The organism is Rhodococcus sp. C3V, from assembly GCF_029269915.1.
GTDB lineage: Bacteria > Actinomycetota > Actinomycetes > Mycobacteriales > Mycobacteriaceae > Rhodococcus_F > Rhodococcus_F qingshengii.
On record NZ_JARJBE010000011.1, the window covers coordinates 35,278 to 54,984 of the forward strand.

Here is a 19,707-nt window from a genome sequence, read left to right on the forward strand (position 1 = left end):
TACTGTCAGAACGCTACTGTCAGAACGTGAGCGTGAGTCGCCCGTTCTCGTCGCTGATGTGAACAGTTCGCCCGATCGACGGAGGGTTGTCACCGCGAAGCTGGGTCAGTTCGGCGGCATTCTCGGGACCGGTGTGACCGGCGACGCGGCGGCCGTCCGGCGTTGCCGCGATCACGAACCCGATCTCAGGCTCCCCGGTGCGGCCGTATTCGACAGAGGTAGTGACAATTTCCGCCGTGCCCGTGTAATCAGTGATCAGTTCCGGAACCTCCGCAGTTAGCGCGCGTGCGTCGGGATCACCGACGTACCCGTCGGCATGAGCGGCGGACGACAGCAGTACGCAGTGCTGGTAGGTGAGGAATCCACCGTTGCCGTGGACGAGGGCAAGGTTCGCGCCGTCGCGAATTCGCCTGGTGACTTCAGCGACGGAATGCAGGGTGTAGCTGTTGAGCGGTCCGCCGAAGAACGAGTGTCCTCCGGTGACGCTTGGGATCGCGGTATCGGGAAGTCCGAGTTCGCGGATCAACAGCTTGGGCACGATTGGGAAGCAGCTGTAGGCATCGACGATGTCGAGTGCGTCGGCGCCGACTCCGGCACCGTCGAGTGTGCGATGTACGGCGTCATGCATCGCGGCCGAGCTGTCGAAGCTGTTGCGGCTGAGTATGTCCAACGGATCACTCGCACCTGCGCCGCCCCAGAGGTACACCAGCTTGTTTTCATCGATCCCGAACTCGCGGGCCGTCGACAACGAGCAGACGACAACGGCCGCAGCCTGATTGACGAAAGGCATGGCGTTGAGCATCAGCGGGTACGGCTCGGAGACCATCCGATTGCCGGGGCCGACGGTGCCGATCTCGTCTGCCGATCGGATCTCCGACGTCCAGGAGGCGGGATTCTTCGAAGCCAGTTCCGAGAACGCGGCGTACATCCGCGCGGACCAGTCGAGCGATTCACGGGCGTCGTGGCCCTCGGCAGCACTGAAACAGTTCTCGAAGAGCGGGTAGACACGAGTCGGCACGATGAAACCGGCGCGCTGCATTTCGGCGCTTCCCAGGTCGGTCGGATCGAATCCGGGAGGCCCACCCGGCGCGGCTGTCCACCCGATCGAGTCGGGGGCGACTCCGGACTTTCGCAGGGCGGTACTGCTGGCGTGCGATTCGCCGCCCACGAGCAGAGCAGCCGAGGATTCACCGCGAGCGATGGCCGCGCCGATCCGATCGAGGAGCGCCGCGGGCCAGTGGCCACCGATCGGCGAGGTAGAGGTGACCGTGGGGGTCGCGCCTAATCGTGAGGCGAGTAGCCCGGGGAGATCGTCGTACGACCAGCTGACTGTCTTGATCGCGAACACGGAATCGATCTGTGTTCCCAGTTCAGCGTGTCCACTGTCGTTCAACGCGGCGACGGTGGCGTCGTGAATCAGATCGAGGGGTTCGCGGTGCCCGTCGGCAGGATTCCAGCGCAGATCGCCGACGCTGACCGGGATTCGTGATGCGTCAACCATCATGTACCTCTCGTTGCCGACCCGTAGCCGGGAGTTGCAGTCACGATATCGGGGACCCTGGTATGTGTAACTCTGGGGTCACAGTCAACGATTTTCGGGTTCCTATTTAGGTATGCCTAACGAAAGTCCTATACTCGTCTTCATGACAGCTGTGGCAGAGAGAATTTCGGTGCCCGTGGGGCCGCGTTCCATCGATCACCCCTACTCGATGACAACGGTGACTCTGAAGCTCTCTCATCAGCGGCAGTGGGCCCCGCATCGTCATCCTGAACATGAGCTGATCTGGGGAAACTCCGGTGGAATGCTCACGGTTGTCGCTGACGGCATCACTTGGGAGGTGCCGCCTTCGGCCGGACTGTGGCTGCCTGCCGGGGCGTTGCATGCCGTGAAGGCCGGTCCGGGTACGGAGTTCTTCTGCACCTACTTCCGGCCCGAGGCTCACGAGGCGCCGTCGGGTGTTCCGGGCTTGTTCGGTGTCAGCGCTCTCCTGCGTGAGGTACTCCTGCACATGCATCGGCGGAACATGCCCGACGAGGCGCGCAGTCGCGCCGAGCGGGTGGCCTTCGACATGTTGCAGCCGCTCGAAGTCGCTGCGGTGGAGGTTCCGATGCCGACCGATCCGCGAGCGTTGTTCGTTGCCGAAGCGTTGGTCGCCAATCCGGCAGACCAGCGGTCGCTGTCCGAATGGGCGCTGACGGCTGGCGGTAGCGTCCGTACGCTGACGCGTGTGTTCGCTCAGGGCACGGGAATGACTTTTGCGCAGTGGCGAATTCAGGTACGTGTCCGCGCAGCGTTGACGTATTTAGCTGCTGGAGTGCCGGTTTCGGTTGTCAGTAGGCGGGTCGGATACGAAACTCCGAGTGCCTTTGTCGCAGTGTTCCGCCGGGTCACCGGCCGCACACCCGGCAGCATGATGAACAAGGGGAGCGTGGCGCCGGAATCGGTGCCGTACCTTCTGCACGCTTGAGTTGGGTTGCACCGGGCGGAAGTGCTCGGTGCAACCGTCGCGGTCAACTCCGCGGAGCGGACCACGCTTCCCACAGGTCCGCGTACCGACCCCCGAGGTTGACCAACTCGTCGTGAGAGCCGTGCTCGACGACGCGGCCGTCGTCCATCACCAGGATCTGATCGGCGTCGACGGCCTGTGAGAGTCGGTGTGCCACTGTGACAGCAGTGCGACCTCGGGTCAGAGCGAGAGCGGCATCGTCGAGGACCCTGGCTCCGGCGCTGCCCGCTTCGGCGGTCGCCTCGTCGAGAATCAGCAGCGGCGGATCCAGTAATTCGATTCTTGCCAACGCAAGTTGTTGTGCCTGTGTTGCGGTCAGCCGGTGTCCACCGTCTCCGACCACGGTTTCGAGTCCGTCCGGGAGAGCCCGCAGCCAATCCGACGCGCCGACGGTATCGAGCGCCGCGGTGATGTCGTTGTCGGTTGCCGACGGGTCGGCCAGCCGCAGATCCTCTGCCAACGTGCCGGCGAAGACGTGGACCTCCTGAGTCACGAGGGCCACCGCGCTCCGAGATGTCGACGGTGGCAGTTCGTTCCGGGGCACCGTCCCGATCTTCACGACGCCTTCGGTCGGTTCGTAGGTTCCCGCGATCAGCTTTGCGACTGTAGATTTTCCGGCTCCGGTAGCGCCCACCAGTGCGGTGACGGTTCCTGCCGGAATGGTGATGTCGATGTCTCGCAGAACAGGAGCGTCGCCGCTTCGGTACGAGAATGTGACGCGTTCCAAAGAAGCTGAGCTGTCGACAGGTTCCTGCGGATCGGTCGGTGCGGATGGCACGGGCGCAAGCGTGACTCCGACCAGGCGAGCCATCGCGATTGTGCCTTCCTGCAATTCGTCGAACACGCTGAGAACCGCGCCCACCGGATCGAAGAGGCGGTGGAAGAACAGGGCTGCGGCGGTGGCGGCACCGATGCTGATCTGACCGTCTTTCACCAGCCAGAAGCCGGTGATCAGCACAGCGGACAGGCCGATGAACTCCGCGATGTTGAGCCGGCCGAAGAACCTGGTGCGTAGACGCGTGGTCAACAAGCTCAGCCGGACGGCCGTCATCGATCGAGATTCGATCTGTTCGAGATGCGACTCGGCCAGGCGAAGCGATCCGACGGTGTCGGAGTTGCTCAGCGAGTCCAGGAGCTGTTGCGCACGTGCACCTTCTGCCTCCCGCTCCTCGCGGTAGACCGGTGCCGACCTCGAGAGGTACCAGCGCAGCGCCTGGATCTGGATGGGTGCCGCGATCACCGCGGCGACGGCGAATCTCCAATCGAGGCTACCCAATCCGATCAGCGTCAACACGATGGTCAGTGCCGCGGTGGCAAAAACCGGAAGTGCTTCGGATACAGCCCGGGTCACCAACCGCACGTCGCCGGTGATGCGGGAGACGAGATCTCCGCGCCCGGCGCGTTCGACGTCGCTCTGCGGAAGGTCGAGAACCCGGACGACGACTTCTTCGCGAAGGTCGGCGACAACGCGCTCGCCGACGCCGGCGAGCAGGTAGTTGCTCACTCCGACGAGAAGGGATGAGGCAACCGCGATGCCGACCAACGCGAGAGTCAATGTGCCGATGCGAGAGACAGCGTCGCCGTCTGCCTCGGTCACGGCGTCGACCATGGCGCCGAGGACCAGCGGTGTGAGCAGACCGATCGCGGTCGCGGCGGTCAGGGTGACGACTGCTGCGATCGCGGAAATTCGGTGGGGTCCCATCAACCGAAGTGCCGCGCGCCGCGCCTGTTTCGGTGTTGCGGTGGGGAGTAGTTCGTTCACAGCTCGATCACCCGATCGCAGATATCGAGCAGCACGGGGCTGCTGGTCAGAAGTATTGTGGCGTGTGCCCCGCGTACCTCGGCGATCCCGCGAGCAATGCGCGCTTCGGTGACGGAGTCGACGGCAGTGGTGGGATCGTGCAGGACCAGGACGGGAGCTTCGCTCGCCAGTGCCCTCGCCAACGCGATGCGCTGACGCTGACCGCCGGACAAAGAATTCCCTTGCTCGGTGACTCGGGTTGCGAGGCCGAGCGGCAGTGCCGAGATCACTTGATCTGCCGCAGCAGCGGCGATGGCCTCGTCGTTGCGGCTGCCGATCGGTGCGAGGGCGTCGATGTTGTCGCCGACTGTGCCGATGAACAGTGCCGCGTCGTGCGGTGCTGCCAGAACGTGAGTGCGAAGTTCGTCGATGTGCAGCTCGTGAATGGCGTTGTCGCCGAGATGAATTGTTCCGCTCGAAGGCTCGATTCGACGCGCCAGTGCGTCGACCAACGCATCCGCCCATGTGGCATTCTCGGTGACGATGCCGATGATCTCGCCGCGTTTGACGTCGAGATCGACTGGTGACGCTCCGGCCAACACGACGTCGCGCAGCGTCAGGAACTCGGAGTGATTCAGGGACACAGGTTCACCCGCGGGAGTCACAGCCTCGGTGGTCCCGAGAAGTGCTGCGACGCGGTTGGCGGAAGCACGCGCCCGTGCCAGACCGGCGCCGAAGTAGATGATGTCGATCAACGGACCCCGAAGGAACTGTGCCAGACCAACCACGGCAACGAATTCACCGACCGAGATGCTCCCGGACGCTGCCATCCGTCCGCCCACGTACGCGATGACAGCGAGGAAAGCGCCGGCGATCGCAACGTTGGCGGCGGAGTACATCGCTTGGTATCTCTGTGCGCGAAGGGTTGCTTCCAACGAAGTCCGGCTGGCTCCCCGATACCGCTGCGCTGCAGCATCTCCGGCGCCGATTCCGGAAAGGATTCGGAGTCCGGAGAGTAGATCTGCGGCTAGCGCGCCGGCCTTGGCGCCCTGCCATTGATCTGTTTCGGCTCGGCGTTCGAGCGGCCGACTGACCACCTGCATGAGAGCCAGCACCGGGGGAGTGCCGAGGATGACGAGCAGGCCGAGTGGCACCGAGATCACCAGTAGCGAAATCGCGGCGGTCAGCACTCCGCAGGCGGCCGCAAGTTTGGTGCTCAGCGTGTGCGTGAATCCGGCCACCGAACCCGCGTCGGATGTTGCAATCGAGTAGACCTCGCCCGGCATACGCCGCGGCGACATGCCGTGCGGATCGAGGCCTCGGCGCGCGATGTCCATCCGCAAGCGATGTGCTCCGTGCTCGGTGACGGAATCGGAGATGCGCGCCGCGAAGCGCCAACTGAGCAACAAGCCGGTGAAGAGAATTCCGAGAACGAGGATCCACTTTCCGAGTGCGGCGGCATCGTTGGTCGCCACAGCACGGTCGATGACCGCACCGATCACCACCGGCACCAACGCTTCCGCGACCTGGTGGCCGGTGAAGCCGACGGACGCGGCCGCCAGCTTGGCTCCGCGACCTTCGGAAGCGATCGCGCGTGTGATTACCTGACGCGGCGTGATCGCCGGGCTGGTTGGGGGACCGTTTGTCTCGGCCGAAAGAAGTGGTGTCGAAGGCACTGGGTCCACGCTAGGGATCGTGGGCGGTAGTCAGAAGTCACACCGGTGCCAATACTTGTCGTGAACAGGCCATACGTATTGCGTTGGCCGAATTGCGATAGTAGTTGGCCCCGTTGCAGCGGAGAAGGCATCGACTCATCGACGACACTGCAATAAATTAAGGTCTACCTTACTTAGCACGGGTTAACTATGTCCGGAAGTCGGATAGATCCTCGTGTTCGGGTCCGGTTCATGTTCCATCGATGTTGGAGATTGTTGTGAGTCTTGTGTTCGGCGAGGTACTTCACAAGGAGTACGTGACCCCGGGAATGGTTCGTATCGTGTTCGGTGGGGAGGAACTGACCGCCTTCGAAACCACCGGCACCGGTGACGAATACCTGCGCCTCCACTTCCCGGTCCCGGCTACAGGCAAGTTCGTTCTACCGGCGGAAGATCCGGATGCACCGCGCGGTTGGCGATACCCGGAGGGAGAGGAACCGTCCCCGTGCCAGCCGTACACCGTGCGACGGTTCGATTCCGAAACCAGCCGCATGACGATCGACTTCGTCGTTCATGAGGGTGGTATCGCCAGCGACTGGGCACAGAAGGCCGAGATCGGTGACAAGTTGGCGATCGGCGAATCTCGCGGCCTCTACGAGCCCCCAGTCGACGCACGCTGGCAGGTGTTCGTCGCCGACGCGACTGGACTCCCCGCACTCGGGCGCTTGATCGAACAGTTGCCCGCCGGGATGTCGGCCAAGGCGATCGTCGAGGTGGTGGACGAGTCTCACAAGCAGCAGATCACCTCGGACGCCGACGTCGAGTTCATCTGGCTGGTCGGCAGTGGCAACGGTGTTGCACCGTCGAAGTTGCCGGACGCGGTTCGTGCGATGAACCTGCCCACCGAACTCGGATACGTGTGGGTTGCAGGCGAGAGCACGATGCTCCGTGACATCCGCAAGTACCTTCGCCACGAACTGAAGTTGCCGGGTGAGCAGTACAAGGTCATCGGCTACTGGACGTACAAAGCCGAGGTGTGGAACGCGAAGTACGAGGCCCTCGACGAAAGTGTCCGCGCGGCACTCGATGCGGCCTGGGAATCGGACCGCGACGAGGAAGAGATCCGCGACGAGGTCGAGAAGACTCTAGAGAGCGCCGGCTTGTGACCGTTGGATTCGACAAGAGTGCTGTCGACAGCGGTGCGGCGGACAAGAGTGCAGTCGACAAACACACCGAAGAACTGATCGACGAGTCGCTACACGAGAAGCAGAAGCAACCGGACGGGCTGGTATCGACCAACTCTCGTCGTATGGCGGGTCTTCTGGTCTGCCTGGTGGTGCTCGCCGCCGTGCTCCTGCTGAGTATCGCGGTGGGATCGAAGACCATTCCGTTCGGCACCGTGATCGACGCGCTGGTGAACTACGACGATTCCAATGATCACGTGATCATTCGTGATCTGCGGCTACCTCGTACTCTGCTCGGTCTGATAGTCGGTATGGCACTGGGTGTGGCCGGTGGCCTCATCCAGGCGATGACACGAAATCCCTTGGCTGATCCAGGAATTCTCGGTGTCAATGCCGGCGCGGGCTTCGCGATGGTCGTTGCCGTCGCGGTCTTCGGCTTGACCAGCATCTGGTCGTACATATGGTTCGCTTTCCTCGGAGCGGTGATAGCCACGGCGATCGTCTACACGCTGGGCTCGATCGGTCGAGGTGGTGCGACGCCCATTCGGCTGACGCTTGCCGGTGTTGCCATCGGCTCCGTGCTCGGCGGCATCTCGTCCGGGATCACCTTGCTCAACCCGACCGCCTTCGACCAGATGCGCCAGTGGAATGCCGGCTCACTCAGCGGGCGTTCGTTGGAAATCGTTCTGGCCGTTGCCCCATTCATTCTCATCGGGCTCTTCCTGGCGCTCGCGTTGGCGCGCCAACTCAACGCGGTGGCCCTGGGTGACGATCTGGCACGTTCGCTCGGTGCCAACATCACTCGTACTCGCATCCTCGGTGTCATCGCGGTGACATTGCTGTGCGGCGCGGCGACAGCTGCGGCCGGGCCGATCGGATTCGTCGGTTTGATGGTTCCGCACGTCGCGAGATGGTTCGTCGGACCGGATCAGCGATGGATTCTCCCGTACACGTTGGTGTGCTCGCCGATTCTTCTTCTCTTCTCCGACGTCGTCGGCCGAATCGTGCTGCGCCCGGGTGAACTTCAGGTCGGCATCGTCACGGCCTTCATCGGCGCTCCGGTGCTGATCATGCTGGTGCGTCGAAGCAAGGTGAGCGGTCTGTGAGCATCGATTTCGGGCGCGCCACCACGGTGGTGCGCTCACCCAAAGAAGGCTGGTCCGCGCGGATCGACGTCCGCACGGTCACAGTCTGCCTCGTCCTCGTTGCGCTTGCATTGGCCATCGGTGTCATCGCGCTCGGTAGTGGTGACTACCAAGTGCCGATCGGGGACGTCCTCGGTGCACTGTTCGGCGAAGCCCCCGCGCGTATCCACATGGTCGTCGTGGAATGGCGTCTGCCCCGAGTTCTGTTGGCGCTGATGCTCGGTGCGGCGCTCGGTATGAGCGGTGCGATCTTCCAATCGCTGACCAGGAACCCGTTGGGTAGCCCGGACATCATCGGCTTCAACTCCGGTGCGTACACGGGCGCTCTGGTGGTCATCCTCCTCATCGGTGGTACTTACTACGAGATCGCAGTCGGTGCTCTGGTGGGCGGAATCGCCACCGCAGCAGTTGTTTATCTCCTTGCGTACAAGCGAGGTGTGCAGGGATTCCGGTTGATCATCGTCGGTATCGCCATCAGCGCGATGTTGGGCTCGGTCAACACCTGGATGATCCTCAAGGCGAAACTTGACGACGCCATGGCTGCCGCAGTGTGGGGTGCCGGTTCGTTGAACGGCCTCGGCTGGACTCAGGTGTGGCCGGTGGTCGTCGTGCTGGCCATCCTCGTTCCGCTGATCCTGGTGTTGGGCAGGCGGATGCAGATGCTCGAGATGGGCGACGACGCCGCCAAGGCGCTCGGCGTCCGGGCCGAACCCACGCGGCTTTCCCTGGTTGTTCTCGGCGTCGCCCTGACGGCCATGGTGACAGCAGCGGCCGGTCCCATCGGGTTCGTCTCGCTGGCGGCTCCGCAGTTGGTGAGGCGATTGACCGGTAGTGCCGGAGTGACCCTGCTGCCGTCGGCAGCAATGGGTGGCGCGTTGCTGATGGTCAGCGACTGGGTGGCGCAGCGAGCTTTCGCGCCGACACAGTTGCCGGTCGGCGTCGTCACCGTCTCCATCGGTGGCATCTATTTCGTATGGCTTCTCGCGCGAGAGGCACGTAAGCAGTGATCGGTGAAGGAACGAGGAACAGCGTGAACGAGACAAGTACGGCCGCCGTCGTGGTCGAAAGGACGAATCGGCTTCGCGCCGAGGACGTCACGATCGGTTACGACAAGCGCGTCATCTCGGAACACCTCGACGTCGAAATCCCCGACGGTGGCTTCACCGTCATCGTCGGTCCCAATGCCTGCGGCAAGTCGACGCTTCTGCGTGCGCTGTCCCGGTTGCTCAAGCCGACCACCGGCAAGGTCCTTCTCGACGGTAAGACGATCACGTCGTACCCGGCAAAGGAAGTTGCGAGGCGACTCGGGCTTCTGCCGCAGACGTCGATCGCGCCGGACGGAATCAAAGTCGCCGATCTGGTTGCGCGAGGGCGTTATCCGCACCAGAAGCTGATCCGCCAGTGGTCCCGAGAGGACGAGGCCGCCGTCATCAAGGCGATGGAGGCAACCAAGGTCACGGATCTGTCGGCCAGGCCGGTCGACGAACTGTCCGGTGGTCAGCGCCAACGTGTCTGGGTAGCTATGGTTCTCGCGCAGCAGACTCCGTTGGTGCTACTGGACGAGCCGACGACGTTCCTCGACATCGCGCACCAGATCGAGCTGCTGGAACTCTGCCGCGATCTGAACGAGAACGACGGACACACGCTGGTGGCGGTGCTTCACGATCTCAATCACGCGTGCCGCTACGGAACTCACATCATCGCGATGAAGGACGGCGCGGTGGTCGCCGAGGGCCCGCCCGCGGAGATCATCACCGAAGAACTGGTGCAGGAGGTGTTCGGCATGGCGTGCCGCATCATCGACGATCCGGTTTCCCACACACCGCTGGTCATTCCGCTGGGACGCGAGCGTCAGCGAAACATCGAAGGAGCAAAGGTATGACACTCGTCCTGGATGCGCAGGTTACCGACACGGAGTGGGCTCAGATCGTCGACCGCATTTCGCGACGCCGATTCTTCGGTGGCGCAGCTGGTGTGGCTGCAGCATTGGCGCTGAGCGCCTGCGGAAGCTCCGATGGCGAATCCGACTCTGCCAGTGACACTCTCCCGTACACGTGGGCCGAGTTCAGCGGCGACGTTCCGCGCGACCCGAAGCGTGTGGTGGTGCTCGACGGCCGCGTCGACCTCGAATTCGCGATGATGATGGACTACCCGATCGTCGGATCGGGCAACTTCTGGTTCCCCGACGCCAAGGCAGGATTCCAGTTTCCCGGCCGCACCATCGAGGACGCGAGCTTCGTCAACGTCGCCGGCGACTTCTCCACCAACTTCGAGGCTCTGCTCGCTCTCGAGCCCGATCTGATCGTCATCACTGCGATCGGATACACCAGTGACTGGTACGGCACCGAGCGCTTGTCTTCCATCGCGCCGCTGTTGGTCGTCGGCGACGACGTCGAACCGATTGCCGGGCACCCGGTCGACTGGCGAGGTGCTCTGATGGCGCAGGCGAGCCAGCTCGACCGGGTGACGATCGCCGAGGCTTCCATTGCGGAGTACGACGACAAGCTCGCGAGACTGCGACCGATGTTGCAGGAGAAGCTGGGCGGAAAGAAGATCGTGTTCGGCGTTCAGACGCCGACGGGCTTCCTTGTGCATCAGCGGAATCTGCGAATCAGTGTTGCACTCGATGCCGGCCTGGACGTGCTTTTCCGTGACGACGACAATGCAGAGAACTCGTTCGAGTTGTCGTTCGAGCAACTCGACACCTTGGCTCCGGCGGATGTGATCATCGCCCAAGCACGCGATCAGGAAGCGCTCGACGCGATCAAGTCGCAGCCGACGTGGCAGCGGTTGCCTGCAGTTCAAGCGGGCAACGTGTTGACCAGCGACGCGCGATACAACCAAGGATTTGCGCTCACCGCGGCCATCTTCCTCGACGTTCTCGAGGAAGCGGCCGGACGAATCACTGCTGGGCAGTAATTCAGGCGACGTTGCGGGCCTGGTCGAGTAGTTGTGCAACCTGCTCGAACCAGGCGCCGTAATTGGCGTAGGTGTTGGGACGCTTGTCGTCGAAGTCGATCACCTGGTTCGCGGTCACCGCGGGCAGCTTGACGAACACGGGTGATGCCGCGAATGCCTCTGCCGACTTCGCGAACTGGAACACGATGTCCGCCGGATAGTCCGGTACCTGTTCCCAGCTGAGATCGGCCCAGCCCTTGTCGCCTCCCGGACCGGTGAACTTCACGCCCAGTTCCTTCAGGTAACCGAACTGAGCGAGCGCCGTTGTGCCTGCGTACAACTCGGAGCTGTCACCGTTCAGGGCGAGGACTTCGATGTCGTCGACCTTGGCCGCAGCAGTTCGGATGCGCTCCGCACCGGATTCGAATGCTTCCTTGCCCTCGCGTGCTGCGGCTGTGTCGGTGTTCCCGCCGAGTGCTTCGGCGAGTGAGGCGTACTCGTTCAACACGTCCGGTGTCGAGGCTCCGGAGAACTTGACGCCGACAAACGGTGCAACATTGTTGACGGTCTTGCCCATCGGCTCGTCCCACCAAGTCCATCGTGTCGGGTCGTCGCTGTTGCCATACCCGATGACCAGGTCTGGGTCCAGCGCCGCAAGAGCTTCCGCGCTGAGTTCACCTTCACGGCCGACGACGGTCATCGTCGACTCGTCAGCGCGATCGGTGACGTCTGGATTGCCGACGCCGTAACCGAAGATGCCGACCGGCCGAATGCCGTAGTCCCACAGAGCCGCAGCGGAGTACGCGTCGACGACGATCCGCTCCGGGGCGTGGTCGAGGGTGATCGTGTTTCCGTATCCCGTTGTGTAACTCCAGGACTGGTCGGCAGACCTGGTCTCGGTAGAGGGCGCTGCGTCGCTACTTCCGCAACCGGCGAGTAGGAGCGTGGCGACGGCGGGTAGAGCGGCGAAGCCGGCGAGCCGGCGATTGATTTTCATGAGAACCTTCCGAACATGGCGAACTAAGCTAGGTAAGCCTAACCTGACATGCCATTCGGGTGTTCTCGGGGTCAGTTGCCCTGCCACATCTGAAGCCATTCGCTCCAGGACGGGGGAGTGATCGTTGGTCGGGGTGTTCCGCCACGAAGTCCGTCGAGCATGAAGTCGAGATAGCGCGTGTGTATTTCGGTGGCTCGATCACCCTCGATCGGCAGAGTCGGCCGCAGATGCACTGTCATGAGCATGACGTCTGCAGCAGTGAAGTCGGGCGGGACTTCGCGAGCGTCGATGCAGACGTCGACCATCGATTGCAGTGCGGCCTCCAATTCTTCGGCGGCACGAGTGACTTCGGCGTGTTCAGGTAACTTGCCGCCGAGGACCGGAATGAGCGGTCCCACTGATTCGGTGAGATATCGCGAGAAGAACGTCTTCAGTACGGCTTCATCGGTTTTCGCGGTGCTCATGCACTCTCGGGCGAGGGTGGCGAGGTGGTCGATCGCCCAGACGCGCAGGGATTGCGCCAGTTCCTCCTTGCCTCGGTATCGGCGATAGATGCTGCCTACTCCCACTCCGGCCCGGGTGGCAATTGCCGATACCGGTGCATTCCAACCCTGTTCGGCAAAAATCTCGCGCGCTGCTCGCAGTACGGTGACGTCGTTGTCTGCGGCTTCTCGGGCGCGTCCGGGGAGGCTCGCATTCTCTTTCGCCATTCCCACAGGCTAGCAATGCATGGTTTACTCAATCGGAACGGAGTATTCCGTTCCGATTCGATTCATGATTGGAGGAAGGTGTCGATGACAACCTTGGCGGAGGCGCCCACGCGATCCGGGAGCCGGGTGATCGCCGCGCTTGCGGGGGCGGTACTCGTCTACTCGCTCATGCAGACCATGCTGGTACCGGCGTTGCCGGTGTTGGGTGAGCATTTCGACACGTCCGTGGCGGTGACCGGCTGGATCCTGACGGCGTACCTGTTGGCGGCCGCGGTGATGGCTCCGATAGTCGGCGCGATGGGTGACCGATTCGGCGACAAGCGAGTCCTGGTGATCGTCCTGATCATCTTCGCTCTCGCGACATTTGCCGCGGCAGCCGCCCCGAATATCGGGGTGCTGCTTGTCGTTCGAGCTGTCCAGGGAGTGAGCATGGCGAGCTTCCCGCTTGCGATGGCAGTACTGCGGAGAACGGTAGTAGGTCCCGAGTTGTCTTCAGGGATAGGTTGGCTCGCTGGGACTTTGGGAATCGGTGCCGGAAGTGCACTGGTGATCGGCGGTGTCATCCTCGAGTATCTCAGTTGGCAGTGGTTGTTCGTGATCACCGGGATCTTGATCGTGCTCGCATTGGTCGCAGTGGTGGCCGTGGTTCCGGGCTCGCATCGCCGCCCGGGTATGCCGACGGACTGGGCCGGTGCCGGCGCTCTGGCGTTCGGATTGGTGAGCCTGCTCTTGGCGATCACGAAAGCCTCCGACTGGGGAGTTTTGTCGCTCGGATTCTGGGGTCTGGTGGTAGTCGCGTTCGTTTCGTTCGCGACACTGATTGCCGTCGATTCCCGCCACGACGCGCCGATCGTCGACATGCGAGTTTTTCGGGACAAGCCGATGATGATCACCAGCGCACTCACCCTGGTGTTCGGGTTCGTGCCGTACATTTTCTATATCTGTCTGCCGCGGATCCTCCAGGCGCCGGAAACGTCCACGTATGGAAGCGGATTCACCGTTGTGCAGACCGGCTTGGCGCTCTTGCCCGCCGCTGTCCTCGTCTTTCTCGGTGGCCGCTTGACGCCGGCTCTCGCGCGGCGATTCGGGCCGCGGGTGCCCGCTGTCATAGCGCTGGCCCTCATGGCGGCGGGCGCAGTCGGACTCGCGATCTGGCCGAGTTCGGTGGTTGCGATCGTGGCGTTCTTTTCCCTCGTCGGATTGGGGAACGGCGTGGGGTTCGCGGTCTGTGCTCTGTTGGTTGCCTCGATCGTCCCGCCATCGGAAATGGCAGCAGCCAGTGGAGTCAACAGTGTGATCAGAACCGTCGGTTCGGCGGTGGGCGCCCCGGTGACCACAGCGGTCCTGGCGATCGGCATTTCCGGCGACTCGTTCGCGCTGGCGTTCGTGATGGGTGCCGTCATCAGTGTTGTCGCCTGTCTGCCGGCGATTGCACTTCCAGCGACGAGGACTGCACAAAAGGCATGACTTACTGTAGGCTCCCCTAATCGAGACAGCGTGTAACTAAAGCGGGGAGAGAAGGATGTGGCAGCAGTGGGGCCTGCGAGCAACGGCACTCGCAGCGACAGCAACGGCGCTTGTCGGTTGCTCCGTGGGCGGCGATGACGCAGACGCATCGGAAACAGGCGAGTCGTCGGCCGTACCTGCACCTCAGAAACTGCTCGCACTGGACGAGTTCGCAGCGCTCAACGCACTCACGCTCGGGGTCAAGCCCGATACGGTCTTCGCCACGCTGCAGTCGCAGGCGGCGAAGGAGATATTGCAGAGTGAGGGGATCGAGGTCGTCGACAAACCGACGTTCTTCCAATCACCAGATGTGGAGCAGATCGCGGCCGTTCATCCTGACCGAATCCTGCTCAGTGATGTCGGCTCGTTGACGTCGATCACCGCGCAGGCCAACGAGATTGCCCCGACGACGGTGCTCGCCTATGCGGCGCCGTGGCGCGAAGTTCTGAATACCGCGGCGACGGCACTGGGTCGAGAGTCCGAAGCTCGCGAAATCGTGTCGAGGCTCGAGACCAAATTTGCCGAAGTATCCGGAACGGTCGAGGCGCAACCGCAGACGCTGTCAGTGCTGGTGGGATTCTCCGGCGGCATTTACACCGTCATCCCACAGTCGCCGATGTCCTCGATCATCGAGGAAGCCGGTTTCGGGCGCCCGCAAGCCGAACTCGACGCGAAGATCGGCCCCAACACAGGTGTTGCCACGTCTTCGGTGTCAGGCGAGGAGGTCGGACAGCACGCGGCGGACGCGATGGTCGTGACCTCGGGCAACATCTACGACGGCGCTCTAGTTCACGCAAATCCACTGTTCAACGAGATCTCCGCAGTGAAGGCCGGACGCACAGTGGACGTGAGCGGTGAACTTTGGTTCGGCAGTTATCCTTTCGCGGTCTACTGGATCCTCGAAGACCTCGAGGCTCTTGCCGATCGCACTCTCACCGGCGCGGAACTCCAAGGCCGCATCGCATCCGACGCCGACGCAGTAACCCGATGGAAGGCGTTCTCGAAATGACGACGACACAGGCCACGAAAGCAGACATTTCATCTGAAGAGGCCGACGCATCACAAGGAGCGACGGCCGAAGCCTCGCAAGCCAAAGCTGAAGCGGCGGCGCACAAGAGCGCGCTTCGCGAACTCCTTGCGCCAGTTCGTACACGGACCACCATCGCGATGGTGATGCAGGTGATCGCCGCGGTCGCGGCCATCGTGCCGTACGTGGCCATCGCCGAGTTGGGTAAGACGCTGATCGTGGGCGGCGACATCGACTCGTCTCGCGTCTGGACTATCGTGTGGGTGGTCGTCTTCGGTCTGGGTATGCGTGCGTTCTTCGGAGGCGGTGCATTGATCGTGACGCACTTCGCCGATGTCAATCTTCAAGCTGTGCTTCGGCGTCGAATCGCAGCGACACTCGGTCGACTTCCACTGGGCTGGTTCACCTCCCACTCGTCCGGAACCGTACGCAAAGCCGCGCAGAACGACATCTCCGATCTCCACTACCTGGTTGCGCACAGCGCCGTCGAGACCACCGGCGCCATCGCGGTGCCGCTCGTCGGGCTCGGCTACGTGATCTCGATCGACTGGCGTCTGGGACTGGTCGCGATTGCCACCCTCCCGATCTACATGATCGCCTACGCGATGATGACCAAGGACATGGCCGTCAAGATGAGCCGGATGAATGAGGGCATCGCGGCCATCAGCAACACCATCGTCGAGTTCGTCACCGGCATCGCAGTGGTCAAGACCTTCGGTCAGGACAAGCAGTCACATTCTCGATACCGCGACGCTGCCAAGGCGTTTGCCGTCTCGTACGAGGGCTGGGTTCGCCCGATGCTCCGGACCGAGGCACTGGCCTCGATTGCGTTGAGCGCACCGGTTGTGCTGGTGGTCAACCTTGGCCTCGGCTCGTGGTTCGTTCACTCCGGATGGGTGTCACCCGTCGATGTGCTGACCAGTTCTCTTGTCGCGATGGTGATTCCGGTGTCGGTGACGACCATCGGTTTCGGTATGCAGGCACGCCGTGAGGCAGCCGCCGCTGCGGCGCGACTGATCGCGCTGTTCGCAACCGACGCTCTGCCGGAAACCGATCATCCGAAAAAGCCTGTGGGGAACGAAGTTCGATTCTCCGGAGTTTCCTTTGCATACGACGACGGCGCCGACGTTCTGACCGACATTGATCTGACGCTGCCGGAGGGCACGGTGACGGCGCTGGTCGGACCGTCGGGTTCGGGTAAGTCGACGCTGGCGACGTTGGTTCCGAGGTTCCACGACGTGCGTGCCGGATCCGTGGCCATCGGTGGTGTCGACGTCAGGGAAGTCGCTACCGACGAGCTGTACCGCCACGTCGGATTCGTTCTGCAGGACGTGCAGCTGGTCGAAGCGACCGTGCTCGACAACATTCGGCTTGCCCGACCGCAGGCGACTTCGGCCGAGGTGAAGGCCGCTGCCGCAGCCGCGCAGATCGACACCCGAATCGAAGCGCTCCCGAGGGGGTACGACTCGGTGGTCGGGGTCGACGCCAGATTCTCGGGTGGTGAAGCCCAAAGAGTCTCCATCGCGCGTGCGATTCTCGCGGACACTCCTGTTCTCGTGCTCGACGAGGCAACCGCGTTCGCCGACCCGGAGTCCGAAGCCGATATCCAAGAAGCGCTGTCGCGTTTGACGGTGGGGCGCACCGTGCTGGTGATCGCGCACCGGTTGGCTTCGATCGTGAGTGCCGATCAGATCGTGGTCCTCGACGCCGGACGGATCGTGGAGAAGGGCACGCACGATCAGCTTGTGGCGAGTGGTTCAACCTATGCGCGGATGTGGGCGAGTCACAGTCGGGCCGACTCGATTGAACACAGTCGGGCCGACTCGATTGAACACAGTCGGGCCGACTCGATTGAACGCAACACCGCAGGTAAGTCTGACGCAGCAGGAAAGGCCAACTCATGATTCGCGACCTCTTCCGGATACTCGGCCCGCAGAATCAGGGCCGCTATCGCGAGTTCCTGGTGTGGGCAGTGTTGTACGGCGTGATGCAGGGTTTGGCAGTGGCGCTTCTGGTCCCTGCGGTGCAGGCACTGTTCGATCAGAACTGGGGCAGTTTCGTTCGGTGGCTCGCCGCCATGGCCGTATGCGCTGTGATCAGTTCGATTGCGCACTACCTGCAGGCGATGAAGGGTTTCGAGTCGGCCCTCACTCTGCTGCGGACGATGCATCTGCGTCTGGGAGATCATCTCGTCACTCTGCCGCTCGGCTGGTTCGGCGCCGGGCGACTCGGGCAGGTATCGCAGGTTGCCAGCAAGGGCACCATCTCGGTGATGGGGGCGGCTGCGCACCTGATGACACCGATCATCTCCGGAATTGCCAGCCCGGCAACCATTGTCGTGTGCATGTTGTTCTTCGACTGGCGGCTCGGGTTGGCGCTGGTGGTCAGCGTTCCGATTCTGTTCGCGGCAGCCAGATTTGCCTCGACGATGACTGCCAAGGCCGACGATCGGGCACATGCCGCAGCCGTCGAATCGAACAATCGAGTGCTCGAATACGCGCGTTGCCAACCGGTCCTGCGTGCTTTCGGACGCACCCACGGGGTGTACGAACCGCTCGACGACGCGATCGAAGCGCAACACACTGCGGGTCGTTCACAACTGTGGTTCGTGGTGATCGGGTCCGTGGTCAACGGGATCGCCCTGCAATTCGTGTTCTCTGCCGTGATCATCTTGGGCGCGTTCCTCGCGCTCGGCGGCGACATCGATCCGGTCACGTTGATCGCGCTACTCGGACTGACCGCACGGTTCATCCAGCCGCTGGGTGAGATCGGCGAGTTCGGCGGTGCAATCAGAATGGCACGCAATGAAATCCGGCGAATGTCCGAGATCCTCGAAGTTGAACCAATGGTCGAACCCGATACCAGCGGGACGGCGACGGGGGAGACGGCAGTGCAGTTCGACGCCGTCGACTTCGGATACGCGGACGGTGGGCAGGTTCTGCGAAACATCTCCTTCGACGTGCCACGGAAGTCGTTGACGGCGTTGGTCGGTCCGTCAGGGTCCGGCAAAACCACCGTCACCCGGTTGATCTCGCGCTTCTACGACGTCGACTCCGGTGTGGTGCGTGTCGGCGGCGTCGACGTGCGGGACCTCACGAGTGCCGACCTGATGTCGCAGCTGTCTCTGGTCTTCCAGGACGTGTACCTCTTCGACGACACGTTGATCGCGAACATCCGCCTCGGCCGCCCCGAAGCCACGGACGAGGAAGTCTTCGACGTGGCTCGGATCGCGGGCGTCGCGGAAATCGTCGAGCGGCTTCCGCGGGGTTGGGACACCCGTGTCGGTGAGGGCGGGACGGCACTGTCCGGTGGAGAGCGGCAGCGGGTCTCCATTGCGCGCGCACTCCTCAAACGCGCACCTGTCGTTCTGCTCGACGAGGCGACGGCCGCGCTCGATCCCGAGAACGAGGCACACGTTCAACGTGCGATGCAAGAACTCGCCAGGGAAAGCACACTGCTCGTGATCGCTCACAAACTGTCGACCGTCGTGGCCGCAGATCAGATCATCGTGCTCGGTGACGACGGTTCGATAGTCGAAGTGGGCACCCACGAAGTCCTGCTCGCAGCCGGTGGGAACTACGCCGCGTTCTGGAATCAGCGCCACCGTGCGTCGGGATGGCGGTTGGTGGCAAGCTGAGCAGAATGCAGACCGGAAAGAAGACGGGGCGGCCGCCGACGTTGTCGACAGTGGACATCGTCGAGGCCGCCCTCGCCGGTGATCTGAGTGAACTGACCATGCCGAGCGTGGCAAAGCGGCTGGGCGTCAGTCATTCTGCACTTTATCGCTACTTCGCAGACCGCGAAGCGCTGCTGCGTGCCTGCTCGGATCATGTTGTGCGTCAGACTGTATGGCCCGATACGAATCGTCCGTGGCGCGAATTCCTGAAGGATTTCTGCGACGTTCTGTGGTCCTCGTTCGAGCGCTATCCAGGTCTGGCCCAGGTCGGTCTCGCAGTTCCGGGCACGCCGCCGGCGATAATCGAGATCGTGGAGAAACTGGTCGGTTCGTTGACTGCGCAAGGCTTCACACCCCACGATGCGATATTGGCGGTGGACTTCATCTCCGAGGTGACGATGACGCAGTTCGCAATGATGGCGGCGATGGACAAGACCGTCAGCTCCGCCGATTCACGTTCCGCGCGACAGGCGTATCAGGAAAGTTGGAATGCATCGGAGTCGTTGATCGAGGGAATCGGCGACGAATCGACGTGGCACGGGCGAGGTTGGTTGGACGAGAAGATCACGATCATGCTCGACGGCCTGGAAAAGCGTGTTATCGGCTGACATTTCTACTAGCTTTGAGAGTAATGCCCGTTTCGGCGTGATACAGGCTAATG

General features: G+C 62.7%; 16 protein-coding genes. 11 read left to right on the plus strand and 5 right to left on the minus strand.

Features of this window, described 5'->3' with window-relative positions; translation table 11 throughout:
- Window positions 1-19: 19 nt before the first annotated feature.
- Window positions 20-1,504 carry an acetyl-CoA acetyltransferase gene (locus P3G66_RS24860; protein WP_276117257.1) on the minus strand — a complete coding sequence of 495 codons (1,485 nt, stop codon included), beginning with the start codon at window positions 1,502-1,504 and terminating at the stop codon, window positions 20-22.
- A 139-nt stretch (window positions 1,505-1,643) separates the two neighbouring features.
- Between P3G66_RS24860 and P3G66_RS24865 the strand changes: the two genes are divergently transcribed.
- A complete protein-coding gene (locus P3G66_RS24865; RefSeq protein WP_042920975.1) occupies window positions 1,644-2,468 on the plus strand; it encodes an AraC family transcriptional regulator in 825 nt (274 codons plus the stop codon).
- A 43-nt stretch (window positions 2,469-2,511) separates the two neighbouring features.
- Here P3G66_RS24865 and P3G66_RS24870 read toward each other — a convergent pair whose 3' ends face one another.
- Both P3G66_RS24870 and P3G66_RS24875 read right to left on the minus strand, forming a co-directional pair.
- Window positions 2,512-4,269, minus strand: coding sequence for an ABC transporter ATP-binding protein (locus P3G66_RS24870; RefSeq protein ID WP_276117258.1), 1,758 nt, complete (start codon window positions 4,267-4,269; stop codon window positions 2,512-2,514).
- The gene (locus P3G66_RS24875) at window positions 4,266-5,924 is read right to left on the minus strand and encodes an ABC transporter ATP-binding protein (RefSeq protein ID WP_241199025.1); all 1,659 of its coding nucleotides are present in this window, start codon (window positions 5,922-5,924) and stop codon (window positions 4,266-4,268) included. Before P3G66_RS24875 ends, P3G66_RS24870 begins: the two co-directional genes overlap by 4 nt.
- Before the next feature lie 257 nt (window positions 5,925-6,181).
- On the opposite strand from P3G66_RS24875, the gene P3G66_RS24880 reads away from it, so the two are divergent.
- From P3G66_RS24880 to P3G66_RS24900, 5 genes are read left to right on the plus strand one after another with little or no spacing between them, the layout of a single operon-like run.
- Entirely contained in the window at window positions 6,182-7,069 is an 888-nt protein-coding gene (locus tag P3G66_RS24880; RefSeq protein WP_276117259.1) for a siderophore-interacting protein, read from the plus strand.
- Window positions 7,066-8,193, plus strand: a complete 1,128-nt coding sequence (locus P3G66_RS24885) for a Fe(3+)-siderophore ABC transporter permease (RefSeq protein ID WP_003946222.1) — start codon at window positions 7,066-7,068, stop codon at window positions 8,191-8,193. The genes P3G66_RS24880 and P3G66_RS24885 overlap by 4 nt, the downstream gene beginning before the upstream one ends.
- The gene (fepG, locus tag P3G66_RS24890; protein ID WP_003946259.1) at window positions 8,190-9,239 is read left to right on the plus strand and encodes an iron-enterobactin ABC transporter permease; all 1,050 of its coding nucleotides are present in this window, start codon (window positions 8,190-8,192) and stop codon (window positions 9,237-9,239) included. Before P3G66_RS24885 ends, fepG begins: the two co-directional genes overlap by 4 nt.
- Window positions 9,240-9,262: 23 nt before the next feature.
- A complete protein-coding gene (locus P3G66_RS24895; protein WP_042449225.1) occupies window positions 9,263-10,114 on the plus strand; it encodes an ABC transporter ATP-binding protein in 852 nt (283 codons plus the stop codon).
- A complete protein-coding gene (locus tag P3G66_RS24900) occupies window positions 10,111-11,151 on the plus strand; it encodes an ABC transporter substrate-binding protein (protein WP_054827505.1) in 1,041 nt (346 codons plus the stop codon). The genes P3G66_RS24895 and P3G66_RS24900 overlap by 4 nt, the downstream gene beginning before the upstream one ends.
- Before the next feature lies 1 nt (window position 11,152).
- Here P3G66_RS24900 and P3G66_RS24905 read toward each other — a convergent pair whose 3' ends face one another.
- Both P3G66_RS24905 and P3G66_RS24910 read right to left on the minus strand, forming a co-directional pair.
- Entirely contained in the window at window positions 11,153-12,127 is a 975-nt protein-coding gene (locus P3G66_RS24905) for an ABC transporter substrate-binding protein (RefSeq protein WP_042448946.1), read from the minus strand.
- A gap of 71 nt (window positions 12,128-12,198) precedes the next feature.
- Window positions 12,199-12,837 carry a TetR/AcrR family transcriptional regulator gene (locus P3G66_RS24910; protein WP_030536301.1) on the minus strand — a complete coding sequence of 213 codons (639 nt, stop codon included), beginning with the start codon at window positions 12,835-12,837 and terminating at the stop codon, window positions 12,199-12,201.
- An 84-nt stretch (window positions 12,838-12,921) separates the two neighbouring features.
- On the opposite strand from P3G66_RS24910, the gene P3G66_RS24915 reads away from it, so the two are divergent.
- Genes P3G66_RS24915 through P3G66_RS24935 form a run of 5 tightly spaced genes read left to right on the plus strand, consistent with a single transcriptional unit; the run spans window position 12,922 to window position 19,654 of the window.
- Window positions 12,922-14,304, plus strand: a complete 1,383-nt coding sequence (locus P3G66_RS24915) for an MFS transporter (RefSeq protein ID WP_042449222.1) — start codon at window positions 12,922-12,924, stop codon at window positions 14,302-14,304.
- Between the two features lie 55 nt (window positions 14,305-14,359).
- Window positions 14,360-15,352, plus strand: coding sequence for an ABC transporter substrate-binding protein (locus tag P3G66_RS24920; protein ID WP_042448943.1), 993 nt, complete (start codon window positions 14,360-14,362; stop codon window positions 15,350-15,352).
- Window positions 15,349-17,274 (plus strand): ABC transporter ATP-binding protein, encoded by a 1,926-nt coding sequence (locus tag P3G66_RS24925; protein ID WP_275231601.1) that lies wholly within the window; start codon window positions 15,349-15,351, stop codon window positions 17,272-17,274. The genes P3G66_RS24920 and P3G66_RS24925 overlap by 4 nt, the downstream gene beginning before the upstream one ends.
- The gene (locus tag P3G66_RS24930; protein ID WP_065351231.1) at window positions 17,271-19,007 is read left to right on the plus strand and encodes an ABC transporter ATP-binding protein; all 1,737 of its coding nucleotides are present in this window, start codon (window positions 17,271-17,273) and stop codon (window positions 19,005-19,007) included. Before P3G66_RS24925 ends, P3G66_RS24930 begins: the two co-directional genes overlap by 4 nt.
- 5 nt (window positions 19,008-19,012) lie before the next feature.
- Window positions 19,013-19,654 carry a TetR/AcrR family transcriptional regulator gene (locus P3G66_RS24935; RefSeq protein ID WP_054780876.1) on the plus strand — a complete coding sequence of 214 codons (642 nt, stop codon included), beginning with the start codon at window positions 19,013-19,015 and terminating at the stop codon, window positions 19,652-19,654.
- Window positions 19,655-19,707: the final 53 nt, after the last annotated feature.

What these genes read in the sequence shown, in the direction of transcription:
- P3G66_RS24860 (WP_276117257.1), bottom strand. Translation starts at nt 1,504, where the DNA reads ATGATGGTTGACGCATCACGAATCCCGGTCAGCGTCGGCGATCTGCGC.
- P3G66_RS24865 (WP_042920975.1), top strand. Translation starts at nt 1,644, where the DNA reads ATGACAGCTGTGGCAGAGAGAATTTCGGTGCCCGTGGGGCCGCGTTCC.
- P3G66_RS24900 (WP_054827505.1), top strand. Translation starts at nt 10,111, where the DNA reads ATGACACTCGTCCTGGATGCGCAGGTTACCGACACGGAGTGGGCTCAG.
- P3G66_RS24905 (WP_042448946.1), bottom strand. Translation starts at nt 12,127, where the DNA reads ATGAAAATCAATCGCCGGCTCGCCGGCTTCGCCGCTCTACCCGCCGTC.
- P3G66_RS24910 (WP_030536301.1), bottom strand. Translation starts at nt 12,837, where the DNA reads ATGGCGAAAGAGAATGCGAGCCTCCCCGGACGCGCCCGAGAAGCCGCA.
- P3G66_RS24915 (WP_042449222.1), top strand. Translation starts at nt 12,922, where the DNA reads ATGACAACCTTGGCGGAGGCGCCCACGCGATCCGGGAGCCGGGTGATC.
- P3G66_RS24920 (WP_042448943.1), top strand. Translation starts at nt 14,360, where the DNA reads ATGTGGCAGCAGTGGGGCCTGCGAGCAACGGCACTCGCAGCGACAGCA.
- P3G66_RS24925 (WP_275231601.1), top strand. Translation starts at nt 15,349, where the DNA reads ATGACGACGACACAGGCCACGAAAGCAGACATTTCATCTGAAGAGGCC.
- P3G66_RS24930 (WP_065351231.1), top strand. Translation starts at nt 17,271, where the DNA reads ATGATTCGCGACCTCTTCCGGATACTCGGCCCGCAGAATCAGGGCCGC.
- P3G66_RS24935 (WP_054780876.1), top strand. Translation starts at nt 19,013, where the DNA reads ATGCAGACCGGAAAGAAGACGGGGCGGCCGCCGACGTTGTCGACAGTG.